Raw genomic sequence first — 25,881 nt, forward strand, 5'->3', positions numbered from 1 at the left:
ACTGAGCGGGTGTCGCTCGCTCTGCGAGCGGAGGGCTCAGTGACTGCAGGCGCGACGGCGACGTCTGGCGAGGAGCACCAGTCCGGCACCGAGGAGAACGGCGGCGGCGCCGATGGCGACCGGCAGTCCCATCTCACCGCCGGGCCGGGGCAGGTCGCCGCCGACCGGGTCTGTGCTACCGGCACCGGCGTCGTGGGAGTCCGAGTCGGACTCCGCTCCGGCAGCGTCGGACTCCGCTCCGCGCCCGGGTCACCTTCTCCCCCGTCGGAGCCTGCTTCTTCGCCCGCGCCGGCCTCAGCGCTTTCATCTGCCGTTGCTTCGGTGCCGCCTGAGTCAGCTTCGGTGCCGTCGGCGCCCGCATCCGCTCGGGCGCCAGCGTCGGAATCCGCTTCAGAACCAGTATCGGTGTCCGCTTCGGCAGCATTCGCCTCGGAACCCGCGTCCGTGCCCCCTTCAGCGCCTTCGGATCCGGCGTCTGCTTCCGCTCCTGTACTGTCCGCCTCGGCACCATCTGCGTCCGCCTCGGCGTTCGCACCGGGATCAGGGTCCTCGTCGCCGGCTCGAGTGAGCTCGACGTCGTCGATCTGCTCGGAGGCGGCCTGAGCCGAGACCTGTCCGTCGGCTCCTGACGGCACCTCGTAGGTCGTCGCCCGCAGTGCATCGTCGGAGACCCGCATCCTAGTGAACGCGGGAACGTCGTTATGGACGCTCTTGGCCTCCCAGTCGAGACCGGGCACGTAGTCGTAGAACTTCGACCCCGAGGACGAGGTCAGCGTTAGATAGAGGGTCTGCCCTTCGTCCTTCTCCTGCTCGCGGCCGCCATCGGATCCTTCGACCGGCTGCCCCTCGGAATCCATGAGGAAGGTCCGGTTATAGATGTGATCGTGCCCCGAGACGACCAGGTCGATGTCATTGCGAGCGGCGACCGGCGGAATCGCCTTGCGCAGCTTCTTCACATCGAGATCATCGTTGTGCGTCGCAGTCGAATAGATCGAGTGGTGGAATCCGAGGACCTTCCACCGGGCCTCGTCACCGTGCTCAGCCACAACCTCGTCGATGAACTCGGCATGCTCATCCGTGTCGAGATTGTTCGAGTTGATGTTGATGAACAACACGCCGGAGTCGATGAACCAGTAGTCGCCGCCGGAGGTGATCAGTCCGTCTCCCCCGTGATCCTGGCTGACGTTCGGTCGGTTGAAGTGCTGCTCGTATGACTTCGAGCCGACATCGTGGCTGCCGATCGTCGTCGCCTGGGGCACGGTCGGGGTCGCCTCCGGAGCGAGATACTGTGCGTACTCGTCCTGATCGCCCGCCGAGTTCACCTGATCACCGAGCGAATAGAAGAAGCGCGGCGCCTCGGCCGTGGTCAGACCCGAACTCAGCGTCCGAGCCCAACCGGTCGCATCATCGGGCTCACCGCTGCCGGAGCCGACCTGCGGATCACCGAAGACCAGGAACTCGCTGTCCCCGCCCGGCGTGCCGGTGGTGAAGGTCTCCACCGACGTGAACCCATCTTCTTCGCTGCCAACCTGGTAGGCGTACTCGGTGCCCGCTTCCAGACCGGTCATGCTCGCATGGTTGTAATGTCGCTTGAGATCGGTCGAGCGACCGGAATCGGAGGTCTCAACGCTGTCGGCGTCTTCGGGCAGCTCTTCGCCCTCGAGCTCGGAGACCTTCACCCACCGAACCTCTCCCCCATCCGAGCTCTCGCTCATCCACGACAGATTGCGGGAGAACTCATCCGCACCGACCTGCAGAACAGGATCGGTGATCGTCGAGTCCTCGACCACCTCGGCGTGAGCCGGAACGAGAGCGGCGACGAACGCGGTGAGAAGTGCGAGAACCGACGCGGAGCTGAGGGACCTGATGAGAAGCTGAGTTTTCACCAGACCATTCCTACCGAGCAGTAGTAACAGAAGAGTCTGCGGCATACGTCCCTGCCTGAAACGGCAGGTGAACGCTCCATGATGAGAACGGCTCGGCCGAACCCAGACCCTGTTGTACAGTGGTGGCTACGACAGGGGAGCGCCGCGAGGGGCGCTGAGAGTGCAGATGAAGCTGCAGACCCTCGAACCTGATGCGGTTAGCACCGCCGAAGGAAGTCGAGACTCTTCTACCCCTCCTTGATCTGAGGAGGCACAATGCCGAAAACGACCGCACCGGAACCCGCTGCGAAGACCGCACCCGCACACACCCAGGCACCGAAGACGAAGAAGTGGCGGGTCGTCGACTACGTCACCACAGCCGTCCTCGGCATCGCCGTCGGACTGATCTTCTGGGTGCTGGCCCTGAGCTGGAAGGTCCTCGAACTCGGCTTCCAGGCCTTCCCACCCTCGATCGGACTGATCGCCGGACTCTGGGTCCTCGCCGGACCCCTGGCCGGAGCCATCATCCGCAAACCCGGTGCCGCCCTGCTCTGCGAACTCATCGCCGCCGTCGTCGAAGCCGTCCTCGGTTCGCACTTCGGGGCCACCGTGCTGCTGTCCGGGCTGATCCAGGGCCTCGGCGCCGAAATCATCTTCGCGGCCTTCGGCTACCGCCGGTTCTCACTGTGGATCACCACACTCTCCGGCCTCATGGCCGGGGCCTTCATGTCCGTGAGCGAGAACATCATGTACAACGCCGAATGGCAGCCGAGCTTCCAGATCGCCTACGCCATGTGCGCGATCGTCTCCGGTGCCGTGATCTCCGGCATCGGCGCCTGGTACGCCTACCGGGCGATCGCCCGCACCGGGGCGCTGAGCTCCTTCGCCTCCGGCCGCATCCGCTGATGTCCCTGCCGATCACGGCGCACGGCTACTCGTGGACCCATGCCGACCGCGAACGAGCCGCCGTCGGCCCCCTCGATCTCGACATCGCCGCCGGTGAGAAGATCCTCCTGCTCGGCCCGTCCGGGGCAGGCAAGACCACGCTTCTGCATGCGATCGCCGGCGTCCTGCCGGCTGAGTCGGGAGAGTCGACCGGTGAGCTGCTCGTCGGAGACGCCGCACCGGATCCTCGCCGAGGCGGCACCGGGCTGGTCCTCCAGGACCCCGATTCGCAGGTGGTCTTCTCCCGGGTCGGCGACGATGTCGCCTTCGGAATGGAGAACCTGGGCCTGCCCGCCGCGACCATCGAGTCGCGCATCCCGAGCTCACTGGCGGCAATGGGCCTCGAACTGCCGGCGAATCACCCGACCGCGGCACTCTCCGGCGGCCAGAAGCAGCGTCTGGCCCTGGCCGGGATCCACGCCATGTCTCCCGAGGTCATCGTCCTCGATGAACCCACCGCGAACATCGACCCGGACTCCGCGGAAGCGGTCCGGGACGCGATTCTCGCCACCCAGGCGGCCACCTCGGCGACGATGCTCATAGTCGAACACCGGGTGAGCCTGTGGCTCGACCACGTCGACACCGTCGTCGTGATCGGACGCCGTGGATTGCTCGCCCAGGGCCCGCCGAGGCGGATCTTCGACGATCCGGCGCTGTCCGAGGTCCTGCATGAGTGCGGGATCTGGGTACCCGGGCGCCACGAGAACAGAAGCCCGGTCGAACCTGCAGATCACACCGAAAGCGAGGTGCTGCTGCGCACGAGGGACCTGAGTGTGGGGCGAGCGCGGGCGAAGGTCCCGGCCGCTGTCGGGCTCGACCTCGCGATCCGGGCGGGTGAGGCCGTGGGCATCCTCGGCCCCAATGGCGCGGGCAAGTCCACGACGGCACTGACCCTGGCCGGGCTGATCGCGGAATTCTCCGGTGAGGTCCTCGCCGAGGCGGGGCTGCGGACCGGGACGAAGCACGCCCGACCGTTCCGTTGGCCTTCGGCCCAGCTGGCGCCGCGGATCGGGATGGTCTTTCAGGAGCCCGAGCATCAGTTCCTCTCCCGCAGCGTCGCCGAGGAGTTGGCTCTGGGGCCCAAGCTCGCCGGCTGGTCGGCGACCGAGATCGATGTCCGGGTCTCCGAGCTGCTCGATGTGCTCGGTCTCGACGGTCTTGCCGAGGCGCATCCGCAGGGACTCTCCGGCGGCGAGAAGCGGCGGCTGTCGGTGGCGGCGATGATGGCTCCCCGCCCGCGGGTCCTCATCGTCGACGAACCGACCTTCGGCCAGGACGCACTGACCTGGGCGGGACTGGTCGAACTGTTCCTCGACGTGCTCGCCCACGGCACCGCGGTGGTCGCGGTCAGCCACGACCACGCCTTCCTCGATGCGATCGGTGCCAGACGAATCGAGCTTCCGGCCTCCGGGTCCGGTGTTCGGGTCGAGGCGAAACGGGGTGCTCGTGTCGACTGAGACTCGATTGCAGGCAGAACGCTCCGAGGTCGAAGACCCCAGCCAGCTCATTCCTGTGGTGCGCCGGACCGCCCTGGTCCGATGCAATCCGCTGACGAAGATCGCCGTGGCACTCATCCTCATGGTCGGGGCGCTGCTGAGCATCGACCTCGTGTCGGCGGGCGTGGTCCTCGGGTTCACCCTGCTCGGCCTGCCGGCGACCGGGCTCGACCTCTTCGCCGCGCTCAAGCGCCTGTGGTTCCTGCCGCTCGGTGCGCTGCTGGCGGCCTGGGGCACGGCAATCCTCGCGGAGAAGACCGGAGCCGTCGTCATCGATCTCGGCCTGCTGCTCATCACCACAGGCTCTCTCGATGCGGCGGCGGCGATCTTCGTCCGTGCCCTGGCCTTGGCGATTCCGCTCATCGTGCTCGCTTCGACGATCGATCCGCGCGACCTCTCCGATGCCCTCATCCAACATCTGCGACTGCCCGAGGTGGTCGTCGTCTCGGTGCTCGCGGCCTCCCGGCTGCTCGGATTGCTCGTGAGCGAATGGCAGACCCTGTCAATGGCCAGACGCGCGAGAGGTGTGGCCGGAGGATCGATCCTCCGCCGCACGGGGAGTCTATTCGGCGGAGTCTTCGTCTTGCTTGTGGTCTCGATCCGCCGCGGCACCACTCTGGCCATGGCGATGGAGGGCAGAGCGTTCGGGCGTCCCGGCAGGACGTGGCGGAGGCGTTCGACATTCGGCGCCCGTGATCTCGTGGTCGTGGTGCTCGCGATGGGCGTGTGCGTGCTCGCAATCGTCGCGGCTCATGTCCTGGGTACGTGGAACCCGATCATCGGCGGGGACTGAGAGGTCAGGATTCGCTCAGTCCTCAGACACGCTCAGAACTGCTGGAGGAAGCCCTTGAGGAAGGCCCGCCAGTCCTCGAGCGCTTCGGGGCTCGGCAGCTTCGACGCGGTGATCACCACGAGCGATCTGTCCTCGGTTTTCGTCTCGGCCGCGATCTCGATCTTCGTCCCGTCCTCGAGGTTCGCTCTCCAGAATGAGCGCTTCGCCGTCTCCGAGGTGCGAGGTGCAGCGGAGAGAGCGACCCCGTTGAGGGATCCGTCGACGTGGGAGGCGAGCGCGGCGACGAGGTCGCTGCGCTGCCCGACGATCGTGCGGGAGACCGCGACGTCGAAGGTTCCGTCGGCGCGTTGGCCGGGCACCCGCCTGCCGATCTCCTGCTCATAGGCCACGACAGCACCCTGGACCCACCAGCCGTGTTTGTCGACGACGCCGTCGAACTGCGGATAGAGGGCATCGGCGAGTTCCTTGTGACTCGCCGAGGCTCCTCCCGCCGCTTCGAGACGCTCCCGCGTCTTCGCCCAGGGTTCTCCGAGCGCCTTCTCGATGGACTCGATGTTCACTGCCTTCGTCGCCATAGCAGAAGTCTATTTGGCGGTGAGTCCCCCGTCGATGGTGTTCTCGGTACCCGTATCTACGTCAGTGCCGCAAGATAAATCGACTTGCAGCTGATCTGCGTTCCGCGTTTCCTGATATGAGAGGGCTTTCCCGCAACGATTTGTTCTACATGCGGTCATTTGCCCGCGCTTGGCCTGAGTGGACGGCAAAAGTCCCACAGGCTGTGGGAATTTTTCCGTGGGGTCACATCCGAATGCTTCTGGACAAGGTTGACAGTCAACTCGCCCGAGAATGGTATGCGGCAGCAGCGGCCGAAAACGGCTGGTCCCGAAACGTGCTCGAACAGCAGATCTCCAGCAGACTGATTGACCGGGAGGGCAACGCTTCGTCAAATTTCGCTGCACATCTTGAGAAGCAGGATTCCGCGTTGGCACGCCACCTGACTAAGGATCCTTTCGTCTTTGATTTTCTGGCGCTCGGATCTGACGTTGATGAACGGCCACTCGTCGAGCTCCAGCGCCATCCCCTCCGGGACGAGCTGTCATGGGCACACCTGTCGCCGGCGTTCCCCGTCCACTTCGCCTTCATCTCCCGCACCGATGCGACCCTGTCCCCGGCCACCGAGGCGTTCATCGCCATGTCGAAGGGACCTCTGAACGACCTCCAGGGTCCGTGGTGAGGGCGATGCAGCCTCAGACCCGTTCGGCGATGAGGACGAGGAATCCGCTGTCGGTCTCAAAGGGGTGGAGTTCCCAGGTCGAGAGCTTGAGGTTGACGATCATGCCGGTGGACTCCACATCCTCGATGAAGTCGGCGAAGTCGTAGTCGCGTCCGGCTCCGAATCCGGCCACGAAGCGCCCTCCGGACTTCATCGTCGATTTGATGTTCGACAGCGTCTGACGTCGTGAGGCCGGATCGAGGAAGGACAGGACGTTGCCGGCGCAGAAGGCGACGTCGATGTCCGTGACGCCCGCGGATGCGAAGTCGAAGACGGCGAGGTCGCCGGTGTGCCATTGGCCGCTAGGGAAGTCCTCCTCGGCGACGGAGATGAGAAATTCGTCGAGATCGACCCCGTAGACCGAATGCCCCTCATTGATGAGCAGCCCGCCGGCTCGACCGGTGCCGCAGCCGGCGTCGAGGATGCGGGCCCCGCGCGGAGCCATGGCGTTGACGAAGCGAGCCTCTCCCCCGATGTCGTGCCCGGCGGCGACGAGTTTGCGCCACCGTTCGGCGTAGTTCGCCGAATGATCGGGGTTGGTCTCACGGATCCTGTTCCACTGATGATCGAAGCTCATGGCCCAATCCTAGGCCGAAACCCTCACGCGAAGACCTCGGCGACCACCTCGGCGACGGCCCTGACCGGCCCCGCCGGATCCGGGGAGGTCAGCACGATGATCTCCCGACCGCCTACCTCGGCGTCGGAGCCTGCGGTGACCGGGTGGAGCTCGACGTCCGGCCCGCCCAGGGACATCATGATCGGCGTGGCCAGGGTCAGGCCGAGTCCGGTGCCGGCCAGGGCGAGCGCCACGGCCGTATCCGTGACGATGTGAGTCTCCTTGGCGGCGATCCCCAGCGCCGAGGTGGCAAGGCGCATCGCTCGGCCGAATAGCTCCTCGGCCGGGGGCAGGATCCAATCGGCCTCAGCCAACTCCTCAGGCTCGGGCAGGGGCGCACCGGCCGGGACCACGACGCCGAATTCCTCCGCGGCCACGGCGTGCCAGCTCAGCCCCCGCATCGGCGGCAGCGGCACGGCCGGATAGTTGATGCCGATGCCCAGTTCGATGGCGCCGTCGATGACGGCCGCGGACATCGTCTCGACATTGATTTCGCGGGCCCGGACCCCGATATCGGGATGCCGGTCGCCGAGGATCCGCACGATCTCGGGCAGCGCTCTCGTCGACGCGGAGCCGAAGACGCCGAGGGTGACGATGGCCTCGCTGCGGAAGTCCCGACCGAGCATGGCCATCTCGGCCTGCTTCTGCGCGGCGAGGATGCTCCGGGCACGCGGGAGCAGGGTTCGGCCCGCCTCGGCGAGGACTAAACCCCTGCCGCGGCGGAGGAAGAGCTCGGAGCCGACGACCCGGCGCAGCGCGGTGATGTGCTGGGAGACGGCGCCGATGCTGTAGCCGAGCTGCTCGGCGGCCCTCGTCATCGAACCGAGTTCGGCGACGGCGACGAAGGTACGCAGCTGTCCGAGTGTCCATCCCATGGGCTCAGCATAGAGTGTTTTCACGTTTCCTAAAAACAGTTTTCACAGACTCGCGCTTGTCCTTAAAAGTGATCGGAAGCACAATGGCATCAGGCCGCAGTTCGCCGACGACGAGGTCGGCGCGGCAGGACACAGCGAGGTGAAACGTGGACAACGCAGCACCAGCACAGACGAACGAACCACCGGCGAGCGCCGAGGTGGTCATCATCGGCGCCGGAGTGATGGGAGCGTCCACCGCCTACCATCTGGCCAAGGCCGGGGTGAGTGACATCGTGATCGTCGAGCGCGACACCCCGGGATCGGGGTCGACGTCGAAGGCCGCCGGCGGCGTCCGCTGCCAATTCTCCGATGCGCTCAATATCGCCCTCTCGGTCCGCAGCCTCGAGGTGCTGCGCAACTTCGAGGCCGATTTCGGCATCGACATCGACCTGGTCAGCAACGGCTACCTGTTCCTCCTCGACACCGCCGAGGCGGTTGAGGCCTTCCGCGCCAATGTCGCGCTCCAGCAGAGTATGGGACTCGACTCCCGCATGCTCACCGTCGCCGAGGTGGCCGAACTCGCCCCCTATGTCGAGACAGAAGGACTCCTGGCGGGGGCCTTCAATCCAGGGGACGGGCACTGCACTCCGGAGGCGGTGGTCGCAGGCTACATCACCGCCGCCCGCGACCTGGGGGTGCGCGTACTCAAGTCCTGCGAGGTCACCGGCTTCGAGACGGCCGGTGAGGATACCGCGGGACGCCGGGTCGTCTCGGTGATGACGAACCGCGGCACAATCGCCTGCTCTCAGGTGGTGTGCACTGCGGGAGCCTGGTCCGGCCGCATCGGCGAGTTGGCCGGGGTCGACCTGCCGGTGACTCCGCTGCGCCGCGAGATCATGGTCAGCGAACCCGTGGACACGGACACCCTCGGCGTGGACCTGGCGTCGATGCCGTTCACCATCGATTTCACGACGAGCTTCTACGTCCACCCGGAAGGGCCGGGACTGCTCTTCGGGTGCCCGGATGAGACCGATGTCGAGAGCTTCGACGATCGACGCGATCCCGACTGGCTGGCCACATTGGCCGAGCACATCGACCATCGGGCACCGGCTCTGGCCGACGTCGAGCCGGGGCGCGGCTGGGCGGGACTCTACGAGATGACCCCCGATCACAATGCGATCATCGGCGAGGCCGAGGAACTCGACGGCTTCTTCTACGCCTGCGGATTCTCCGGGCACGGGTTCCTCATGGGCCCGGCCGTCGGCGAGGTCGTCGCCGACCTCATGACCGGACGCGAACCCTTCGTCGACGTTTCGCCGCTGGACAAACGCCGCTTCGCCACCTCGGGGCTCCGCCGAGAACTCAACATCGTCTGACTCACGAACACGCACACGATCCACCGACGAAAGGACAGCAATGACCGCCCTGCCCACCGACCAGACCATCACCGACCTTCTCACCTCGGGACTGAACGCCTGCGGAGTGGACACATCCGTCCTCGACGGCAGGACCGCCCCGGCGAGTCTGCCTGCCCGCTCCCCCATCACCGGTCAGGAACTCGACACCCTGGCCGCCGACACCGCAGAGACTGCCGCGGCGAAGATCTCCGGGGCCGTGACCGCATTCGAGACCTGGCGTGACGTGCCCGCTCCCGTGCGCGGCCAGCTGGTCCAACGCTGGGGCCGGCTGCTGGCCGAGCATAAGGAGGACCTGGCGAAGATCATCACCGTCGAGGCCGGCAAGACCCCATCCGAAGCCGCCGGTGAGGTGCAGGAGATGATCGACATCTGCGAGTTCGCGCTCGGTCAGTCCCGGCAGCTGTGGGGCAAGACCATGCCCAGCGAACGCCCGGGTCACCGGCTGATGGAGACCTGGCATCCGCTCGGAGTGGTCGGCGTGATCTCGGCCTTCAACTTCCCCGTGGCCGTGTACTCGTGGAACACCGCCCTGGCACTCGTCGCCGGTGACGCCGTGGTGTGGAAGCCCTCGGAGAACGCGGTGCTCGCTGCCTTGGGTGCCCAATCCCTGCTGGCCCGGGCCGCCGCCGAGGTGGGGGCGCCCCAGGGTCTCGTGCCCGTGCTCATCGGCGGACGGGACATCGGCGACGTGATGGTCAGAGACTCGCGAGTGGTCCTGGTCTCGGCGACGGGCTCGGTGCGGATGGGCCGTGAGGTCGGTCCGGTCGTGGCCGAGCGCTTCGGTCGGATCCTGCTCGAGCTGGGTGGCAACAATGCCGCGATCGTCGCCCCGAGCGCGGACATCGATCTGGCCCTGCGCGGAGTCGTCTTCGCCGCGGCCGGCACTGCCGGGCAGCGCTGCACGACCCTGCGCCGGCTCATCGTGCACGAATCGATCGCCGCTGACTTCGTGGACAAGATCGTCGCGGCGTATCGGACGCTGAGCATCGGCTCGCCCACCGATGACGGAGTGCTCGTCGGCCCGCTCATCAACTCCGGGGCCTACGAGGCGATGCAGTCGGCAATCAAGCAGGCCGAAGCCGAGGGCGGCGAAGTCCTCTGCGGCGGCGCACGCGTGCTGGCCGATGAGCGCCCGGATGCCCACTATGTGCAGCCGGCGGTCGTGCAGATGCCCGCGCAGACCGCGGTGATGGAGGACGAGACCTTCGCCCCGATCCTCTACGTCGTCACCTACTCGGATCTCGACGAGGCACTCGAGATCCACAACGGCGTGCCGCAGGGACTGTCCTCGGCGATCTTCACCTCTGAGCTGGCCGAATCCGAGCGTTTCCTCTCGCGTTCCGACTGCGGCATCGCCAACGTCAACATCGGCACCTCGGGTGCGGAGATCGGCGGTGCCTTCGGCGGTGAGAAGGAGACCGGCGGCGGCCGCGAGTCGGGCACCGATTCGTGGAAGGCCTACATGCGGCGGGCCACGAACACGATCAACTACTCGGGCGAACTGCCGCTGGCTCAAGGAGTGGAGTTCCTCTGAGTCAACGCGAAGCTCGAAAAAGTCGTCGCCAGTGACGACCTTTTCGAGCTTCGCGTTGCCTGATGGTGCCCAGGGCCCTCCTCGATCGCCAATGGCGCTCGCAACGACCACTTTTCCGGCACTGTTGTAGCCTGAAACCATGAATGAGAATCCCCTGCTGCCGGCCGCCTACGACATCATCTGGTCGGGAATTCTCTTGGCCTTCGTCGCCCTGCTGATCTGGGCGTTCGTGAGCATCTACCGCTCTGATCTTGATGCCCCATCGAAGCTCGTATGGGCGATCATCGTGTTCCTCCTGCCAGTGATCGGACCGATCTGCTGGTTCGTTATCAAGTCACGCCGCACCGTCAGCCAGTTCGAGTGAGCTGAGCTGAACGAATCGGACGATTTGCAAGAGTGTTCAAGGATGCGGGTGTCGGTCTTCGGCCGACGCCCGTTTCCTGTGCGTCCACAGGAGTGAGATCAAGCCGACCAGGGCCGCCGCGGGGAAGACGATGAGTTCGAGGATCCACACCCAACCGCCCTCGTGGATATCGTCAATACCCAAATGCATGGAGTTCGCCAGAACAAGACCGAGAATGAATGCCGTGAAGATATCCCTCATGGCGGGGAATCTACCTCGACGGCGACAGACTGACAAGGCTCCCTGCGTGGTCTCCGCTCAGCGTCAGTTGTCGAGCTGTCTGGTTCGTCACGGAATCTGCTGGCGAGCGCGACGGGCTGAGTGCGAACGACTAAAGTTGCAGATGAGCGAAGAAATGATGAAGGAGAGCACCCGTGATTGAGCTGAAGACACCCGCCGAGATCGACAAGATGGCGGTGACCGGCCGATTCGTCGCAAAGACCTTGGCCGAACTGTCTTCGATCGCCGAACCGGGCATGAACATCATGCACCTGGAGAAGCGGGCCCGACAGCTCGTCGCCGATGCCGGTGCCAAGTCCTGCTACTGGGACTACGCCCCCTCCTTCGGCGAAGGCCCCTTCCGCAACGTCATCTGCCTCTCCGTCAATGACGGCGTCCTCCACGGCAAACCGCACGACTACGTGATGAAAGACGGCGACCTGCTGACCCTCGACTTCGCTGTCTCCATCGACGGCTGGGTCGCCGACGCCGCCCGGTCGGTCATCGTCGGCAACGGAACCGATGAAGACCAGCGTCTCATCGACTCCACCTGGGAAGGCCTGCAGGCCGGCATCGGCGCCGCCCAGGCCGGGAACCGCCTCGGCGACATCTCGAAGGCCATCGGCGATGTCGCCGACGCTCAGCGCATCCCGGTCAACCTCGACTTCGGCGGCCACGGCCTCGGGCACACCATGCACGAAGATCCGCACGTCGCCAACCGCGGCAAGGGCGGACGTGGCCTCGTCCTCAAGCCGGGCCTGACCCTGGCGATCGAACCCTGGTGGTCCTTCACCTCGAAGAAGCTCAGCGTGGACAAGGACGGCTGGACCCTGCGCCTGGCCGACGGTTCGAACGGCGCGCACTCGGAGAACACGATCGCCATCACCGAAGACGGGCCCAGGGTGCTCACCACCCTCGACTGATCTCCACTCGACCGTGGCTGCGAGGCACTGACGCTGCGGCGTCAGTGCCTCGTGCCAGAATTGCGGTATGTCTTTCACCTGCGCCGAATGCGGCTACTCGACGGTCAAATGGCTCGGGCGCTGCCCGGAATGCCAAGCCTGGGGCACCCTCGAGGAGAAGGGCGCCGGGTCGACGAAGGTGAAGACGAAAGTCAAGAAGTCCAGCGGCGCGAAGTCGATCAACCTGGTCGACTCCTCACAGGCACAGGCCCGGACGACCTACGTCAGCGAATTCGACCGTGTGCTCGGCGGCGGCATCGTCCCCGGCGCAGTGGTGCTGCTCTCCGGAGAACCCGGCGTCGGCAAGTCCACCCTGCTGCTCGACGTGGCCGCCCGCATCGCCAAGTTCGGCACCAAGGTCCTCTACGTCACCGGTGAGGAGTCAGCGGGACAGGTGCGGCTGCGGGCCGAACGAATCAACGCCCTCGAAGACTCCCTGCTGCTCGCCGCCGAAACCGATCTCGGGGCCGTACTGGGCATGATCGAGGCGGAAGCTCCCTCGATGCTCATCGTCGATTCGATCCAGACGCTCGCCTCCTCCGAAATCGACGGCGTGCCGGGTGGAGTCACCCAGGTACGCGAGGTCGCCGCCGCACTCATCCGCGAGGCCAAGGCGAGATCTCTGCCCACGGTCCTCGTCGGGCACATCACGAAAGACGGAACCATCGCCGGGCCGCGGCTGCTCGAGCACCTCGTCGACGTCGTCTGCAACTTCGAAGGCGAACGACACTCGCGGCTGCGTATGCTCCGCGCCGTGAAGAACCGCTTCGGACCGACCGACGATGTCGGCTGCTTCGACATGGAGGAGGACGGGATCAAGAGCCTTGAAGACCCATCGGGGCTCTTCCTCTCCCGCAGCGGAAGCAATCCGCCCGGCACCTGCCTGACCGTGACGCAGGAGGGCAAACGACCGCTGCTCGTCGAGGTCCAGTCGCTCATCACCGAATCAGCCGGCGGGCAGTCCCGACGCTCCGTCTCCGGGGTCGACTCATCCCGAGTGGCGATGATGCTCGCGGTGCTCAGCCAGAACCTCGGCAACCTCAGCCTGGCCAAGAACGATGTGTTCACGGCCACCGTCGGTGGAGCGAAGCTCGCCGAACCGGCCAGCGACCTCGCCATCTGCCTGTCACTGGCCTCGGCCGCGTTGGGACGACCGCTGGCCGCGAAGTTCGTCGGCATCGGAGAGATCAGCCTCTCCGGAGAGATCCGCAACGTACCCAACCTGGGCCAGAGACTCAACGAGGCGGCCCGCCTGGGCATCACCCATGCGATCGTCGCCAGAGGTGCGATGCGCAACGTGTCGACGCCCAAGGACATGGCGATCAAGGAATGCGACCACATCGCCCAAGCCGTCGAAATCCTGCTCAAGCCCAAGGAGTCCTAAGAGGCAGTTGCGGGAAAACTCGGGACTTCTGCCCGAAAATGGCGCATCCTTGGAAGATGACCACGACAGTCTTTCCAGCCATGCGAACCACGGATGGGCAGGCCACGCTCGCACTGCTGGCCACGCTCGGCTTCACCGAGCGGCTGCTCGTCCGCGACGAAGAGGACCCGGAGATCATCGTCCACGCCGAGTTCGCCCTCGGCGAGACCGGCGGCATCATGTTCGGTTCGGTCCGCAACGACGGTTCTGCCCTCGACAATGTGGGCGGCAGCTCGATCTACGTCGTCGTCGACACCGAGCGGGAAGTCGACCGTCTCTACCAGGAGATCGTCGACATGGGGCATGCGATCGTCCGCCCCGTCGCCACGCAGCCTCACGGCGGCAGAGAATTCGACTTCCGCGACCACGACGGAAACTCGTGGGGAGTAGGTTCCTACCGAGGAGCCTGAGACTCAGCCTTAGGAGTCCTCGGGCTCATCGGTCTTCTTCTCCGACTCCCCCGATTCCTTCTCCTTCTCGGCCTTCTCCTTCTCAGCCTTCTCCTCTTCGGCTTCCTTCTTCTCCTTGGCTTTGGTGGCCGCATCCTTCTCGAGCTCGAACTCCGTCGGCTCACTCTTGAGCTCACCGAGCTTGACGACGAGCTCGTACTTGCCGGGAGCGAAGTCCTTGTTCGTCCGGTTGCAGTTCTTATCGACCTGGATGCGATTCCACTTCATCTTCGAGGTCTTCTCTGACTCCGGAGCGAACTCGGTCGACGCCTCGGCGTTCTCGTCCTTGTCAGCCGCGCAGTACTTTGAGGACCAGACGACATCCCCGTCCTTCTTCACCTCAAATTCCTGCTGCTCCGTCCCGACTTCGATGAGGCAGGTAGCATCATGCTTGTTCTCGATGACCATGCCCAGCTCGGGTTCGACCCCATCCTTGACGCTCTTCTTGTCGATCTCGGCCTTGAGAGCGACCTTGTCATCGGGGCATCGCCCGCTCGCTGCCTTCTCATCGGGCACCGGGGCTTCGGTGTTCTCCTCGGCCGTGGGGCTGGTCTCCGCAGCGACATCGGTCTTGCCCTCGTCATTGCCACCGATGGCTTTGACGATCCCGACGATGCCGAGGATGAGCAATCCGATGACGACGAGCCCGAGCACAGCCAGCGTGATCCGTCGCCGACGGTACACGTGCGCAGGCTGCTTCCCGCTAGACTGGCGGGGCTGCCCGGCACCGTTCTTCGGCTGCGAACCACGATTGGAAGGAGTCATCGCTTTGAGCCTAGGCCGAAGCGTTGGAGCATCCAAATGACACACCGAGCGACCGCCGAAACGAGTTCCCGCGGCACCCGTCCCGTCTTCCCGGAGGTTGCCGCAGAGGACATTCGCCGAGTCCGCAGCACGATCATCTCCTGGTTCGACTCCGCAGCCAGAGACCTGCCGTGGAGAGCACCCGGAACGAGCGCCTGGGCCATTCTCGTCAGCGAGATCATGTCCCAGCAGACCCCCGTCTCCCGCGTCGCACCCCGCTGGCAGGAGTGGATGGAGACCTGGCCGACACCGGCCGACCTCGCGCAGGCTCCCACCGCCGAGGTGCTGCGACGTTGGGATCGACTCGGCTACCCGCGTCGGGCTCTGCGCCTGCAGGAAGCGGCCCGAGCCATCAGCGAGGACCTCGACAACGAGGTGCCGGAATCGGCCGAAGAGCTCGAACGACTGCCCGGAATCGGTTCATACACCGCTGCGGCCGTCGCCTCGTTCGCCAATGGTCAGCGGACCACCGTCCTCGACACGAACGTCCGCAGAGTCCTCATCCGACTCTTCGCCGGACAGGAGCGGCCGACGGCCTCACCCGGCCGGGCGGAGACCCGGTGGGCGGCTCAATTCGTTCCCGAGGTCGACCATGTGAAATGGAACGCCGGAGTCATGGAGTTCGGTGCTCTCGTGTGCACCGCCCGGAACCCGAGCTGCGGGCAATGCCCGCTGCAGGACATGTGCGCCTGGAATCGACTGGGCAGACCCGCCTCGGCGACGAAGCCGAAGACGCAGAAATGGGCGGGCACGGACCGGCAGCTCCGGGGTGCGATCATGGACGTGCTCAAGGCCGCCCACGAGGAAGCCGAGGGCACGGACTCCGACGCGGTGTGCATCGACCTCTTCACGGCCTCGACGACCCGGATCGATCCCGAACTCCTCGACACCCTGGGGACGGCCACCTCGGCGAAGCTGGGGACGATGAGGGACCTGAGCACGGATGCCGAACGGGTCTCACGACTGATCGCCGACCTCGTCACCGACGGGCTGGCGCACCGCCGGGGCGAACTGCTGAGCCTGCCGCGCTGAAACCCGCAGGCCGCCATCGCCGAGGGCTCAGAGGAACTTGATCATCCGCGAATTGCCCAGGGTGTTGGGTTTGACGCGAGCAAGGTCGAGGAACTCGGCGACGCCTTCATCGGTCGAATGCAGAAGCTCGACGTAGACCTCCGGAGAGACGGGGATGCCTTTGATCGGCTCGAAGCCCAGGGAGCCGAAGAACCCGGTCTCGAAGGTCAGGCAGAAGATCCGGTCGACGCCGAGCTGCCGGGCATCGGCGATGAGCTGGCGGATGAGGGCCTTGCCGACTCCCCTGCCCCGGTAGTCGGGCGAGGTGGCGACCGTGCGCGCCTCGGCGAGATCGGACCAGATGATGTGCAGCGCCCCGCAGCCGGCGAGGATCTCCGTGCCGTCGGGTTGGGGGTCGACGACGAGCCAGAACTCCTGCAGCGTCTCGAAGTAGGTCACCGTGTCCTTGGCCAGCAGGATGCGATCCTCGGCCAGCGGCGCGACGAGGGCCTCTATGCCTTTGACGTCGCCGGTCCTGGCACGGCGCAGGTAGAGGCCACCGGGCAGTCCGTGATTGTCGTGGTGGTCCCGGGCGATCCGATCGTGGTCGAAATCCTCTGCGGCTGAGCTCATGACCTCATTCAACACCATCGACGGCGGGCACGAAAAAGCCCGGGGTCCCAGCTGCTGCTGGTCCCCCGGGCCTTCACGACTCAGCGAGCCGAACGGGTGCCTTCGTCAGGCAGCGATCCGATCAGTCGGATCACTCCGATCAGGAAGCCGAACTGCCCGAACCGGTGGAACCGGACGAACCGGCACCGGCCAGCTCGTTCTCGGCATCCGAGTCGCCGTCACCGCTCGGGACGAGGCTCTCGGTCTCCACGCCGTCGAAGGTGAACTCTGCGTCCTTGCCTTCGCCCGTCACGTCGACCTTGATGGTCTGACCCCGACCGATCTCCTTGAACAGGATCTTCTCGGAGAGATGATCCTCGATCTCGAGCTGGATGGTCCGACGCAGCGGACGGGCGCCGAGCACCGGATCGTAGCCGCGATCGGCCAACAGGGACTTCGCCGCATCCGTGAGTTCGACCTTCATGCCCTGGTCGGCCAGACGGGTGTCGAGCCGCTCGAGGAACAGGTCGACGATCTCGAGGATCTCTTCCTTGTTCAGCTGCGGGAACACGATGGTGTCATCGACGCGGTTGAGGAACTCGGGGCGGAAGTGCTGCTTGAGCTCCTCGTTGACCCGCTGCTTCATGCGATCGTAGTTGTTCTTGGTGTCACCCTCGACCTGGAATCCCATCTGAAGACCGCTGGAGATGTCGCGCGTTCCCAGGTTGGTCGTCATGATGATGATCGTGTTCTTGAAGTCGACCTCGCGCCCCTGGGAGTCGGTCAGGCGACCGTCTTCGAGGATCTGCAGCAGCGAGTTGAAGATGTCCGAGTGGGCCTTCTCCACCTCATCGAAGAGGACTACGGAGAACGGCTTGCGACGGACCTTCTCGGTCAGCTGGCCGCCCTCTTCGTAGCCGACGTAGCCAGGAGGCGAACCGAAGAGACGCGAGACGGTGTGCTTCTCCGAGTACTCCGACATGTCGAGGCTGATGAGCGAGTCCTCATCGCCGAACAGGAACTCCGCGAGAGCCTTCGCAAGCTCGGTCTTGCCGACGCCGGTGGGCCCGGCGAAGATGAACGAACCGGACGGGCGCTTCGGATCCTTCAGACCCGCACGGGTCCGGCGGATCGCACGGGAGATCGACTTGACCGCGTCGTTCTGCCCGATGATGCGCTTGTGCAGCTCGTCTTCCATCCGCAGCAGACGCGAGGACTCCTCCTCGGTGAGCTTGAAGATCGGAATGCCGGTCGCCGAGGCGAGAACCTCTGCGATCAGGTCCGCATCAACGGTCGCCGAGGTGTCCTTGCCGCTCTTGCGCCAGGCCTCGGTCTGGTCGTCCTTCTCCTGCTGCAGCTTCATCTCGGAGTCGCGCTCCGAAGCCGCCAGCTCGAAGTCCTGAGCGTCGATCGCGGCTTCCTTGCGGTGCCGAGCCTCGAGGATCTGCTCCTCGAGGTCGCGGATCTCCTGGGGAACCGAGAGACGCGAGATGCGCAGCTTGGCACCGGCTTCGTCGATGAGGTCGATCGCCTTGTCCGGCAGGTACCGGTCGTTGACGTAGCGATCGGACATGTTCACGGCCGCAGCCAAGGCACCTTCGGTGATCGTGACCTTGTGGTGGGCTTCGTACTTGTCACGCAGCCCCTTGAGGATCTCGATCGAATGCGCCAGCGAGGGCTCGGGGACCTGGATCGGCTGGAAGCGACGCTCGAGGGCGGCATCCTTCTCGATGTGCTTGCGGTACTCCTCGAGTGTGGTCGCACCGATCGTCTGCAGCTCACCGCGGGCGAGCATCGGCTTGAGGATCGAGGCCGCATCGATCGCACCTTCGGCGGCACCGGCACCGACGAGGGTGTGGATCTCGTCGATGAACAGGATGATGTCACCGCGGGTGCGGATCTCCTTGAGCACCTTCTTCAGGCGTTCCTCGAAGTCACCACGGTAGCGGGAGCCCGCGACCAGGGAGCCGAGGTCGAGCGTGTAGAGCTGCTTGTCGACGAGGATCTCCGGGACATCGCCGTTGACGATGGCCTGAGCCAGTCCCTCGACGACGGCCGTCTTGCCGACACCGGGTTCGCCGATGAGGACGGGGTTGTTCTTCGTCCTGCGCGAGAGGATCTGCATCACGCGCTGCATCTGCTCATGCCGGCCGATGACCGGGTCGAGCTTCGCCTCGCGAGCGGCGGCGGTGAGGTTGGTTCCGAACTGGTCGAGGACCAGCGAACCCGATGGGGTCCCCTCTTCGCGTCCGCCGGCGGAGACGGGCTCTTTGCCCTGGTAGCCGGAGAGCAGCTTGATGACTTCCTGACGGACCCGTCCCAGGTCCGCTCCGAGCTTGACGAGCACCTGTGCTGCAACACCTTCACCCTCGCGGATGAGGCCGAGCAGGATGTGCTCGGTGCCGATGTAGCTGTGGCCGAGCTGCAGCGCTTCGCGGAGGCTGAGCTCGAGGACCTTCTTGGCGCGCGGGGTGAACGGGATGTGCCCGCTCGGCGCCTGCTGCCCCTGTCCGATGATCTCCTGGACCTGGTCGCGCACCTGCTCGAGGGAGATGTCCATTCCCTCGAGTGCTTTGGCCGCCAGGCCTTCACCCTCGTGGATCAGTCCGAGCAGGATGTGCTCGGTTCCGATGTAGTTATGCTTGAGAAGTTTGGCTTCTTCCTGGGCGAGCACCACCACGCGGCGGGCTCGGTCAGTGAACCGCTCGAACATATTCACCCTCCTCGGTCTTGTTATTCTTCTGAGCCTAACGACCTGGGGCACGGTTCTATTGCCCGTTTCGCCATCAGCCGAAACCGTTTGGCTGTGGGCGAAATCCGGTCATCGCAATCCGTGCGGACCCAAGCCGCGTCACAATGTCGTCGCCGAGGTGGTCCGACGACCCCGCGACGAAGAACGGCGACGCCATTTCCGCTCGGAATTCCCCTTCCGAGACCAGTTCTAAAGCCATCACATATCGCCTTGTCAAGAAGACACTATTGCCCGCAATTGCGGGAACCGCGGATCGGACCACGGATGGGGCGAACCTAATTCTGGCAAATTCCTGTGACAAAGAACTGACGGTGCCGATTCGTACGAGATTTGAATTCTCATCGCGTGAATGGCCGAGGGGCCAACGGTCGAACCGTTGGCCCCTCGGCTTGGAATGCGGATACTGCGGCTCTCGAAGAAACCGCAATCAGACCCTATTTATCGGCTGCTTCGTAGGCTTCCACGATCTCCAGCGGAATACGTCCGCGGTCACCGAGCTGATACCCGTTCGCCTGTGCCCATTCGCGGATCTTCGCGGTGTCGCGCTTCGGGCCCGCATTCGAGCCCGCACGGCGTCCGCGTCCCCCGGGGTTGGCTACCCGGCGAGCCTTGGCGATGAACGGAGCGAACGTTTCACGGAGCTTATCGGCATTCTCTGTCGAGAGCTCGAGTTCGTATGTTGCCTGGTCGAGGCTGAAGCGCACGGTCTCCGCCGCTTCGGAGCCGTCAAAATCATCCGTGAGAACGAGTCGCATCTCCCTTGCCATGATCACTCTTTTCATAATCAGAGGTTTTTGTCGAAGTCAGCTTAACATCCGTTTGTGTATTACCGCCTAATTCACTAACTTCATGCTCCGAATACAATTTATCGATCTGCTCGCGTTCGGTGCGGTCAGCGCGAAGAATGTTGCGCATCACATACCAGAACAGCAGCCCCACGCAGATCGAGGGGAGCAGAGCCTTGATGAGATCCATCATTGAAATCAGCCTTCCTGAACCGTTTCGTCGCTCGAATTCGCAATCGGTTTCGTAAACGGGAAGAGAATCGTCTCGCGGATTCCCAAACCGGTCAGTGCCATCAGGAGGCGATCGAGTCCCATTCCCATTCCGCCGGTCGGCGGCATGCCGTGTTCCATGGCGGTGAGGAATTCCTCGTCGAGCCCCATCGCCTCGTCATCGCCCTTCGCAGCGTCGGCGGCCTGCGCCTCGAAGCGTTCGCGCTGGATGACGGGGTCGACGAGCTCGGAATAGCCTGTGGCGAGCTCGTAGCCGCGCACATAGAGATCCCATTTCTCCACGACGCCCTTCTTCGTCCGGTGCTCGCGCACCAGCGGAGAGGTGTCGACGGGGAAGTCGGTGACGAATGTCGGCGCCCACAACTTGTCCTGGTGGAAATGCTCCCACAGCTCCTCGACGTACTTTCCGTGGGAGCGGAAGACGCCGCCAAGGTCGACATCGTGTTCGGCCGCGATCTTATCGAGCACCTCAAGACCGGTCTCCGGGGTGACCTCGACCCCGGACTCCGCGGACAGGCTCTCGTACATACTCACCACGGCCCAGTCGCCGCCCAGATCGTAGTCGCTGCCGTCTTCGAGAGTGACCACGAGCGAACCGGTGGCCTCCTGCGCGGCATTCTGGATCAGCGTCTTCGTCAGCTCCGCGATCGAATGGTAGTCCCCATAGGACTGGTAGGCCTCGAGCATCGCGAATTCCGGCGAGTGGGTGGAGTCTGCACCCTCGTTGCGGAAATTGCGGTTGATTTCGAACACGTTCTCGATGCCGCCGACGATCGCGCGCTTGAGGAAGAGCTCGGGGGCGATGCGCAGGTACATATCGATGTCGTAGGCGTTCATGTGCGTCTTGAACGGACGTGCGGCGGCACCGCCGTGCATTACCTGCAGCATCGGCGTCTCGATCTCGACGAAGTCCTGGTCGGCGAAGGTCCGGCGCAGGGAGCTCATCACCTTGGAGCGGGTGAGCATCGTCTCCCGCGCCTGCTCGCGTGTGATGAGGTCGAGGTAGCGCTGGCGGACGCGAGTGTCCTCGGCCAGCTCGGTGTGCAGTCCCGGCAGCGGGCGCAGCGCCTTCGAGGCCATCGACCAGGAGTCGGCGAGCACGGAGAGCTCGCCGCGCTTGGACTTGATGACCTTGCCGTGGACGAACAGGAAGTCACCGAGGTCGACATCGGTCTTGAAGTCGTCGAGGCGCTCCTGACCGACTTCCCGCAGCGAGAGCATGCCCTGGAGTCGGGTGCCGTCGCCGGACTGCAGGGTCACGAAGCACAGCTTCCCGGTCGTGCGCACGAAGACCACGCGGCCGACGACGCCGACGATGTCCTCGGTCTCCTCCCCCGCTTCGAGTCCGTCGTGAGCGGCATGGACCTCGCTCAGCGTGTGGGTGCGGGGAATCGAAACCGGGTACGCCTCGGTCTCGGAGTCCAAGAGCCTGGCGCGCTTTTCCTTTCGGATCCGGATCTGCTCCGGATCGAGATGTTCGGGTGAAAGGTCTGCGTTCTCGGGCGTGTTCGACTCGGTATCTGCCATGGAATCAAGGCTACCGTGCCCTGCCCCACGGGGGAATTCGGAGCCACCGGTCCGGTCGGGTGAACAGCCGCGTGAGCAGCCGAGTGCTCAGTTGCGTTGTCAGCCGACTGCTCAGCCGTGCGCTCAGTCGAGTGCGGCGAGGATCTCCTGGGCCTGGGCGTCGCTGATCCGCCCCAGGCTGAGCGCCTTCGCCGTGGTCGACCGGGCCAAGGCGATGTAGCTGTTGCGGGCCGCCGGGTTGGAGACGCTGAGACTGAACTCACTCAGTGCGCTCAGGTGGGCGGCGACGGTTCCGGTGTCCCCGCGGCTGACCGGTCCGGTCAGAGCCTTGGGTCCGTTCTGCAGCGTGTTCGCCACGCTCGCATCGACGAGGGCGGTGAGCACACGCGCAGGATCGTCGACTCCCGCCTCGGCGAGCATCTCCATGGCTTCGCTGATGATCGTGATCGAGTGGTTCGAGGCATGCGTGATGGCCGCGTGGTAGAGGGCGCGGTCGGCCTCGGCGAGCTCGATCGGTTCGGCGCCCATCTCGACGACGAGAGCCTCCCCGACCGCGCGGATCGGCGCGGGTGCGGTGACCGCGACCGTGGCCTGACGCAGCCGCGTCAGATCGACCTCGGTGCCCGTGAACGACAGCGAGGGATGGAGGGCGATGGGAAGCGCGCCGAGGCGGGTCCCGGCGTCGAGGACATCCGTGCCGTAGCGTCCCGAGCAGTGGACGAGAATCTGTCCGGAGTGGATCCGCCCCAGGTTCGCCAGCCCGGTGACCAGGGATTCGATCTCTCCGTCAGGGACGGCGATGAGCAGCAGCTCGACCCGTTCGGCGATCTCGTCGGGGTCGAGGACGGGTACGCCGGGGAGCATGCTCTCGGCTCTCTCCAGGCTCGCCGCCGAGGTGGCGCTGACCCCGATGACCGCGTGCCCGGCCTGCCGCCAGGCGGCACCGACGCTCGCACCCAAGCGGCCGCAGCCGATGATGCCGATGCCCAGCCGCGGGGCGTCGTCCGGGCTCATCCGCGGTCCCCCTCGGCTGGGCGGTGGGCGGTCGTGGCCGTCTTCGCCTCCGCGTCGAAGCGCTGGCGGGCGATGCGGGTGCGATCGGCGTGCTCGTTGAAGAAGCGTTTGGCCTCATCGACACCCTGGTGGGTGACGCTGGGCATGATCGGGCCCGCGGTCGAATGCACTGACACCGAGGCGAGCCGCAGTTTCCGCAGCAGAGGACCCTGATGGTATTTGAGCGACTGCACGCGCACGTGGGGGACGAAGTCGACCCTCCGGTCGAGCGCCCCGAGGCGGAGGACGAGCATCGATTCGGTCAGCGCGTAGGCCCGCCGCTTCCACACCAGCGGGTCGATGATCCGTGAGGACCGGGGCTGACCATGGAACAGCGCCTCCGCGGCGGGGGCCTGCGGATCCTCGGACTTCCGGTCATACATCGCCGAGCGGATCAGGGTGTCGGCGCTGACGCCTTCTGGCAGCTGCGGATCGGGCAGGGCGAGGCCGACCATGAGCAGCGCCTGGTCGATGTCGCCGACGGGCAGAAGCAGGTTCGAATCTGTCGAGCCGCTCGCGCTGGCGATGTTGTATTCGGCCTTCCACCAGCCGGCCCAGCGCCACAGCAGCGGCTGGTGCAGGCACACGGCCTGCAGCCGATCGAGCGGGATCACCTTGCGTGAGGTGGCGAAGAGGCCGTGGTTGACGGCCAATCCGTTCTCGCTGAGCCGCACGACGAAGTTCGCATTGTCGAGGTTCTTCTTGAACACGGAGAAGGCGGCGAAGATGCCGGGGATGACACCGACGAGCATCGGGATGAATGCTTCGGTGATGCCGAAGGCCAGGAGCACGATGGCGGCGGCAAGGACGAGGAGGACGACGAGGACCGAGATGATGGTCTCGGTCTTGAGCAGTGAGGACACCACCACCCGGTGCACGGGCACCCGGATGATCTCGCCCTCCTTGCCGACATTGGCCGAGAGATTGTACGGCGCAAGCAGTTCGTTGAGACTGCCCTCGGCTTCGTGGGAGACGCCATCGGCCATCGTCCCGAGCCGCTTGCTAAGGCGCACGCCGATGCTCTCATCCCGGCGTTCGGGTACCGAGCGATCGATGCCCGGCTCCGCGGCACCGGCGGCAGCAGCGGTGCCGTCGGTCTCGGCGCCGGCCCCCGCGGCTCCAGCGGCACCGGCAATCCCTGCGGTCCCGGCAGCGACGGAATTCCCCGCCCCAGGCGCCCCAGGTGCCCCTGCTGTCCCGGACTCCCCTGCCGGCGAGACCGACCCGGCACCAGCCTCGGCGCGGGCGGTCCCCTGCTTCTTCGCCTTGACGGCGGCGAGCAGTTCGTCGCGCAGCTCCTCGGCGCGCTTCCTCGCCAGGTACTTCAGGGAGATGTTCGAGTCGGAGCCGCCGGCGACGTCGAAGACGAGCTCGGCCATGCCTAGCATCCGCGGCAGCAGCTTCTGCTGCAGCTCGATGGACTGCACCCGGTCCAAGCGGGCCTTGCGCAGCTTCTTCGACAGCAGTCCGCGACGGTAGTAGATGGACTCCTCGTCGACGCGGTAGCCCATCACCCTCCACGCCAGCCAGCTGATGAAGGCGGTGAGCAGGAGAATGAGGACGATGCCGCCGACCACGGCGAGGATAACGAGCGGATGGGAGCGCAGCCACCCGGCGAACCCGAGGTCGACGCCGTCTCCGGTGGCCAGATCCTCGACCGCGGACTGGACGAAGTTCTGCAGTCCGTAGGCGGCGGCGATGAAGATACCGACGAGCACGGCCAGGCTCTCGAGGATCGGTGTCAGCGGGTGGACCCGGTGCCACACCTCGGGTGCGGCCGCACCGTGCAGGGAGCTGGTGACGGGAGAGTCGCTGACGGCTGAGTTGCTGACCGCAGAGTCAGCGGCGGCAGAGTCGCTGATCGTGGGCTCGGGCTGTTCCTCGCTCATGCTCACAGACCCGCCAGATTGACCTGGCCGAGTCCGGCGAGGCTGTCGCGGAGACGGTCGGCCTCTGCACGGGGCAGGCCGGGGATGGTCGCATCGGTGGCCGCCGAGGCGGTGTGGAGTTTGACAGTGGCCATCCCGAACATCCGGTCGATGGGGCCGGAGTCGACGTCGACGAACTGTAGCCGGCCGTAGGGGACGACGGTGGCCCGGTGGAACATGATGCCGCGGCGGATGAGCAGATCGTCCTCGCGTTCGGCATAGCCGATCGCTCTGGCCTGGCGCAGGGTGATGATGACGATGAAGACGGTGAAGGCCACGAGCACTGCCCAGATCGCATGCAGCCAGGGCACCTCGGCGGTGAAGATGATGGCGAAGACGAGGGCGACGATGATCATCGGCACGAGGATGATGAGACTGCCGATGACCTCCTTGAGCCCGTATTTCGGACTGACCCGGTTGAAGTTCACATCGGCTCCGATTGAGAAGGACAGGTCACGGCTCATGCTGCTTCGGCTCCTGGCGGGTCTTGGGGCGGGATCTCACAGAACCCTTCGACGATCATGCCGACGATCGTGAGGACGGCGGCGGCGATCATTGCGAACAGCATACCTGCCGCCAGATCGTTGCGGATTCCTGGGGCGGAGAGGAAGTAGTATGCGGCATTGCCGACGTACCAGCCGGCGAGGCCTGCTCCGGTCAGGGCGCTGGCCTTGGCCATGATGGCCACCCGAGCCGCCTGCAGGGGGTCGATCTCCTTGGTCCGGTCGCCGTCGTTCCATTTCTTGATCGGCCACCCGAGGACGAGCAGGACGCCTGAGAGAATGAGCATCCCGATGATCGCGAACCAGGGCAGGCCGGGCAGTGCAAAGCCCTGGCTTTCGAGCACCACGTCGACCACCGGCGCCAGCACTGCGCCGATGACGGCCCAGACGGCGAGGGTCCCCGAGGATGTTCTCTGCATGGTTCC

At 65.3% G+C, this 25,881-nt stretch carries 26 protein-coding genes, 1 pseudogene and 1 riboswitch; of the genes and pseudogenes, 11 read left to right on the forward strand and 16 right to left on the reverse strand.

Going from position 1 to position 25,881, the window contains the following annotated elements; all coding sequences use genetic code 11:
* Window positions 1-884 precede the first annotated feature (884 nt).
* Window positions 885-1,931: pseudogene (locus CV023_RS14815) on the reverse strand (fibronectin type III domain-containing protein); the annotation flags it as partial.
* Between the two features lie 78 nt (window positions 1,932-2,009).
* Window positions 2,010-2,118: riboswitch (TPP riboswitch) on the forward strand.
* Between the two features lie 23 nt (window positions 2,119-2,141).
* Between CV023_RS14815 and CV023_RS14820 the strand changes: the two are divergent.
* Genes CV023_RS14820 through CV023_RS14830 form a run of 3 tightly spaced genes read left to right on the forward strand, consistent with a single transcriptional unit; the run spans window position 2,142 to window position 5,099 of the window.
* The gene (locus tag CV023_RS14820; RefSeq protein WP_230747053.1) at window positions 2,142-2,771 is read left to right on the forward strand and encodes an ECF transporter S component; all 630 of its coding nucleotides are present in this window, start codon (window positions 2,142-2,144) and stop codon (window positions 2,769-2,771) included.
* Entirely contained in the window at window positions 2,771-4,267 is a 1,497-nt protein-coding gene (locus tag CV023_RS14825) for an ABC transporter ATP-binding protein (RefSeq protein WP_230747054.1), read from the forward strand. The genes CV023_RS14820 and CV023_RS14825 overlap by 1 nt, the downstream gene beginning before the upstream one ends.
* Window positions 4,257-5,099 carry an energy-coupling factor transporter transmembrane component T family protein gene (locus CV023_RS14830; protein ID WP_230747056.1) on the forward strand — a complete coding sequence of 281 codons (843 nt, stop codon included), beginning with the start codon at window positions 4,257-4,259 and terminating at the stop codon, window positions 5,097-5,099. Before CV023_RS14825 ends, CV023_RS14830 begins: the two co-directional genes overlap by 11 nt.
* A 32-nt stretch (window positions 5,100-5,131) precedes the next feature.
* On the opposite strand, the gene CV023_RS14835 is transcribed toward CV023_RS14830, so the two are convergent.
* Window positions 5,132-5,674 (reverse strand): hypothetical protein, encoded by a 543-nt coding sequence (locus CV023_RS14835; protein WP_230747058.1) that lies wholly within the window; start codon window positions 5,672-5,674, stop codon window positions 5,132-5,134.
* A gap of 74 nt (window positions 5,675-5,748) precedes the next feature.
* On the opposite strand from CV023_RS14835, the gene CV023_RS14840 reads away from it, so the two are divergent.
* Entirely contained in the window at window positions 5,749-6,333 is a 585-nt protein-coding gene (locus tag CV023_RS14840) for a DUF1016 N-terminal domain-containing protein (protein ID WP_284934791.1), read from the forward strand.
* 13 nt (window positions 6,334-6,346) lie between these two features.
* Here CV023_RS14840 and CV023_RS14845 read toward each other — a convergent pair whose 3' ends face one another.
* Together CV023_RS14845 and CV023_RS14850 are read right to left on the reverse strand one after the other, a co-directional pair.
* On the reverse strand, window positions 6,347-6,949 hold the full coding sequence (locus CV023_RS14845; RefSeq protein WP_230747063.1) for a class I SAM-dependent methyltransferase: 603 nt from the start codon (window positions 6,947-6,949) through the stop codon (window positions 6,347-6,349).
* 23 nt (window positions 6,950-6,972) lie between these two features.
* Window positions 6,973-7,863 carry a LysR family transcriptional regulator gene (locus CV023_RS14850; protein ID WP_230747064.1) on the reverse strand — a complete coding sequence of 297 codons (891 nt, stop codon included), beginning with the start codon at window positions 7,861-7,863 and terminating at the stop codon, window positions 6,973-6,975.
* Window positions 7,864-8,009: 146 nt separating this feature from the next.
* On the opposite strand from CV023_RS14850, the gene CV023_RS14855 reads away from it, so the two are divergent.
* The 3 genes from CV023_RS14855 (at window position 8,010) to CV023_RS14865 (ending at window position 11,158) form a co-directional block, all read left to right on the forward strand.
* On the forward strand, window positions 8,010-9,218 hold the full coding sequence (locus CV023_RS14855) for an NAD(P)/FAD-dependent oxidoreductase (protein ID WP_230747065.1): 1,209 nt from the start codon (window positions 8,010-8,012) through the stop codon (window positions 9,216-9,218).
* Window positions 9,219-9,258: 40 nt separating this feature from the next.
* Window positions 9,259-10,794, forward strand: coding sequence for an L-piperidine-6-carboxylate dehydrogenase (gene amaB / locus CV023_RS14860; RefSeq protein WP_230747073.1), 1,536 nt, complete (start codon window positions 9,259-9,261; stop codon window positions 10,792-10,794).
* 139 nt (window positions 10,795-10,933) lie between these two features.
* On the forward strand, window positions 10,934-11,158 hold the full coding sequence (locus tag CV023_RS14865; protein WP_230747074.1) for a PLD nuclease N-terminal domain-containing protein: 225 nt from the start codon (window positions 10,934-10,936) through the stop codon (window positions 11,156-11,158).
* A 36-nt stretch (window positions 11,159-11,194) separates the two neighbouring features.
* Here CV023_RS14865 and CV023_RS14870 read toward each other — a convergent pair whose 3' ends face one another.
* Window positions 11,195-11,398 carry a hypothetical protein gene (locus CV023_RS14870; protein ID WP_230747075.1) on the reverse strand — a complete coding sequence of 68 codons (204 nt, stop codon included), beginning with the start codon at window positions 11,396-11,398 and terminating at the stop codon, window positions 11,195-11,197.
* A 173-nt stretch (window positions 11,399-11,571) separates the two neighbouring features.
* On the opposite strand from CV023_RS14870, the gene map reads away from it, so the two are divergent.
* The 3 genes from map (at window position 11,572) to CV023_RS14885 (ending at window position 14,211) form a co-directional block, all read left to right on the forward strand.
* Entirely contained in the window at window positions 11,572-12,339 is a 768-nt protein-coding gene (map, locus tag CV023_RS14875) for a type I methionyl aminopeptidase (RefSeq protein WP_230747082.1), read from the forward strand.
* A gap of 67 nt (window positions 12,340-12,406) precedes the next feature.
* A complete protein-coding gene (gene radA / locus CV023_RS14880) occupies window positions 12,407-13,762 on the forward strand; it encodes a DNA repair protein RadA (protein ID WP_230747084.1) in 1,356 nt (451 codons plus the stop codon).
* Between the two features lie 56 nt (window positions 13,763-13,818).
* The gene (locus CV023_RS14885) at window positions 13,819-14,211 is read left to right on the forward strand and encodes a VOC family protein (protein ID WP_230747087.1); all 393 of its coding nucleotides are present in this window, start codon (window positions 13,819-13,821) and stop codon (window positions 14,209-14,211) included.
* A 9-nt stretch (window positions 14,212-14,220) separates the two neighbouring features.
* Here CV023_RS14885 and CV023_RS14890 read toward each other — a convergent pair whose 3' ends face one another.
* Window positions 14,221-15,015, reverse strand: coding sequence for a hypothetical protein (locus CV023_RS14890; protein ID WP_230747089.1), 795 nt, complete (start codon window positions 15,013-15,015; stop codon window positions 14,221-14,223).
* 36 nt (window positions 15,016-15,051) lie between these two features.
* Between CV023_RS14890 and CV023_RS14895 the strand changes: the two genes are divergently transcribed.
* Window positions 15,052-16,086, forward strand: coding sequence for an A/G-specific adenine glycosylase (locus CV023_RS14895; protein ID WP_230747090.1), 1,035 nt, complete (start codon window positions 15,052-15,054; stop codon window positions 16,084-16,086).
* A 27-nt stretch (window positions 16,087-16,113) separates the two neighbouring features.
* Here CV023_RS14895 and CV023_RS14900 read toward each other — a convergent pair whose 3' ends face one another.
* The 10 genes from CV023_RS14900 to CV023_RS14945 all read right to left on the reverse strand — a co-directional run bounded on the left by CV023_RS14900 (window position 16,114) and on the right by CV023_RS14945 (window position 25,875).
* A complete protein-coding gene (locus CV023_RS14900) occupies window positions 16,114-16,698 on the reverse strand; it encodes an amino-acid N-acetyltransferase (protein WP_230747092.1) in 585 nt (194 codons plus the stop codon).
* Between the two features lie 139 nt (window positions 16,699-16,837).
* Window positions 16,838-19,390 carry an ATP-dependent Clp protease ATP-binding subunit gene (locus CV023_RS14905; RefSeq protein ID WP_230747093.1) on the reverse strand — a complete coding sequence of 851 codons (2,553 nt, stop codon included), beginning with the start codon at window positions 19,388-19,390 and terminating at the stop codon, window positions 16,838-16,840.
* A 73-nt stretch (window positions 19,391-19,463) separates the two neighbouring features.
* Complete coding sequence (locus tag CV023_RS14910) at window positions 19,464-19,628, reverse strand: hypothetical protein (protein ID WP_230747094.1); 165 nt, start codon at window positions 19,626-19,628, stop codon at window positions 19,464-19,466.
* A 235-nt stretch (window positions 19,629-19,863) separates the two neighbouring features.
* Window positions 19,864-20,196, reverse strand: a complete 333-nt coding sequence (locus tag CV023_RS14915; RefSeq protein ID WP_230747095.1) for a histone-like nucleoid-structuring protein Lsr2 — start codon at window positions 20,194-20,196, stop codon at window positions 19,864-19,866.
* Window positions 20,162-20,407 carry a hypothetical protein gene (locus CV023_RS14920; protein ID WP_230747096.1) on the reverse strand — a complete coding sequence of 82 codons (246 nt, stop codon included), beginning with the start codon at window positions 20,405-20,407 and terminating at the stop codon, window positions 20,162-20,164. Before CV023_RS14920 ends, CV023_RS14915 begins: the two co-directional genes overlap by 35 nt.
* A gap of 5 nt (window positions 20,408-20,412) precedes the next feature.
* On the reverse strand, window positions 20,413-21,972 hold the full coding sequence (lysS, locus tag CV023_RS14925) for a lysine--tRNA ligase (RefSeq protein WP_230747097.1): 1,560 nt from the start codon (window positions 21,970-21,972) through the stop codon (window positions 20,413-20,415).
* Between the two features lie 123 nt (window positions 21,973-22,095).
* Window positions 22,096-22,986, reverse strand: a complete 891-nt coding sequence (locus tag CV023_RS14930) for a Rossmann-like and DUF2520 domain-containing protein (protein ID WP_230747098.1) — start codon at window positions 22,984-22,986, stop codon at window positions 22,096-22,098.
* A complete protein-coding gene (locus CV023_RS14935; protein WP_230747103.1) occupies window positions 22,983-24,914 on the reverse strand; it encodes a PH domain-containing protein in 1,932 nt (643 codons plus the stop codon). The genes CV023_RS14930 and CV023_RS14935 overlap by 4 nt, the downstream gene beginning before the upstream one ends.
* A gap of 2 nt (window positions 24,915-24,916) precedes the next feature.
* Window positions 24,917-25,417 (reverse strand): PH domain-containing protein, encoded by a 501-nt coding sequence (locus tag CV023_RS14940; protein WP_230747108.1) that lies wholly within the window; start codon window positions 25,415-25,417, stop codon window positions 24,917-24,919.
* The gene (locus tag CV023_RS14945; RefSeq protein ID WP_230747110.1) at window positions 25,414-25,875 is read right to left on the reverse strand and encodes a DUF3180 domain-containing protein; all 462 of its coding nucleotides are present in this window, start codon (window positions 25,873-25,875) and stop codon (window positions 25,414-25,416) included. Before CV023_RS14945 ends, CV023_RS14940 begins: the two co-directional genes overlap by 4 nt.
* Window positions 25,876-25,881 lie beyond the last annotated feature (6 nt).

The sequence above is a fragment of the Brevibacterium sp. CCUG 69071 genome (assembly GCF_021023135.1).
Taxonomy (GTDB): Bacteria; Actinomycetota; Actinomycetes; order Actinomycetales; family Brevibacteriaceae; genus Brevibacterium.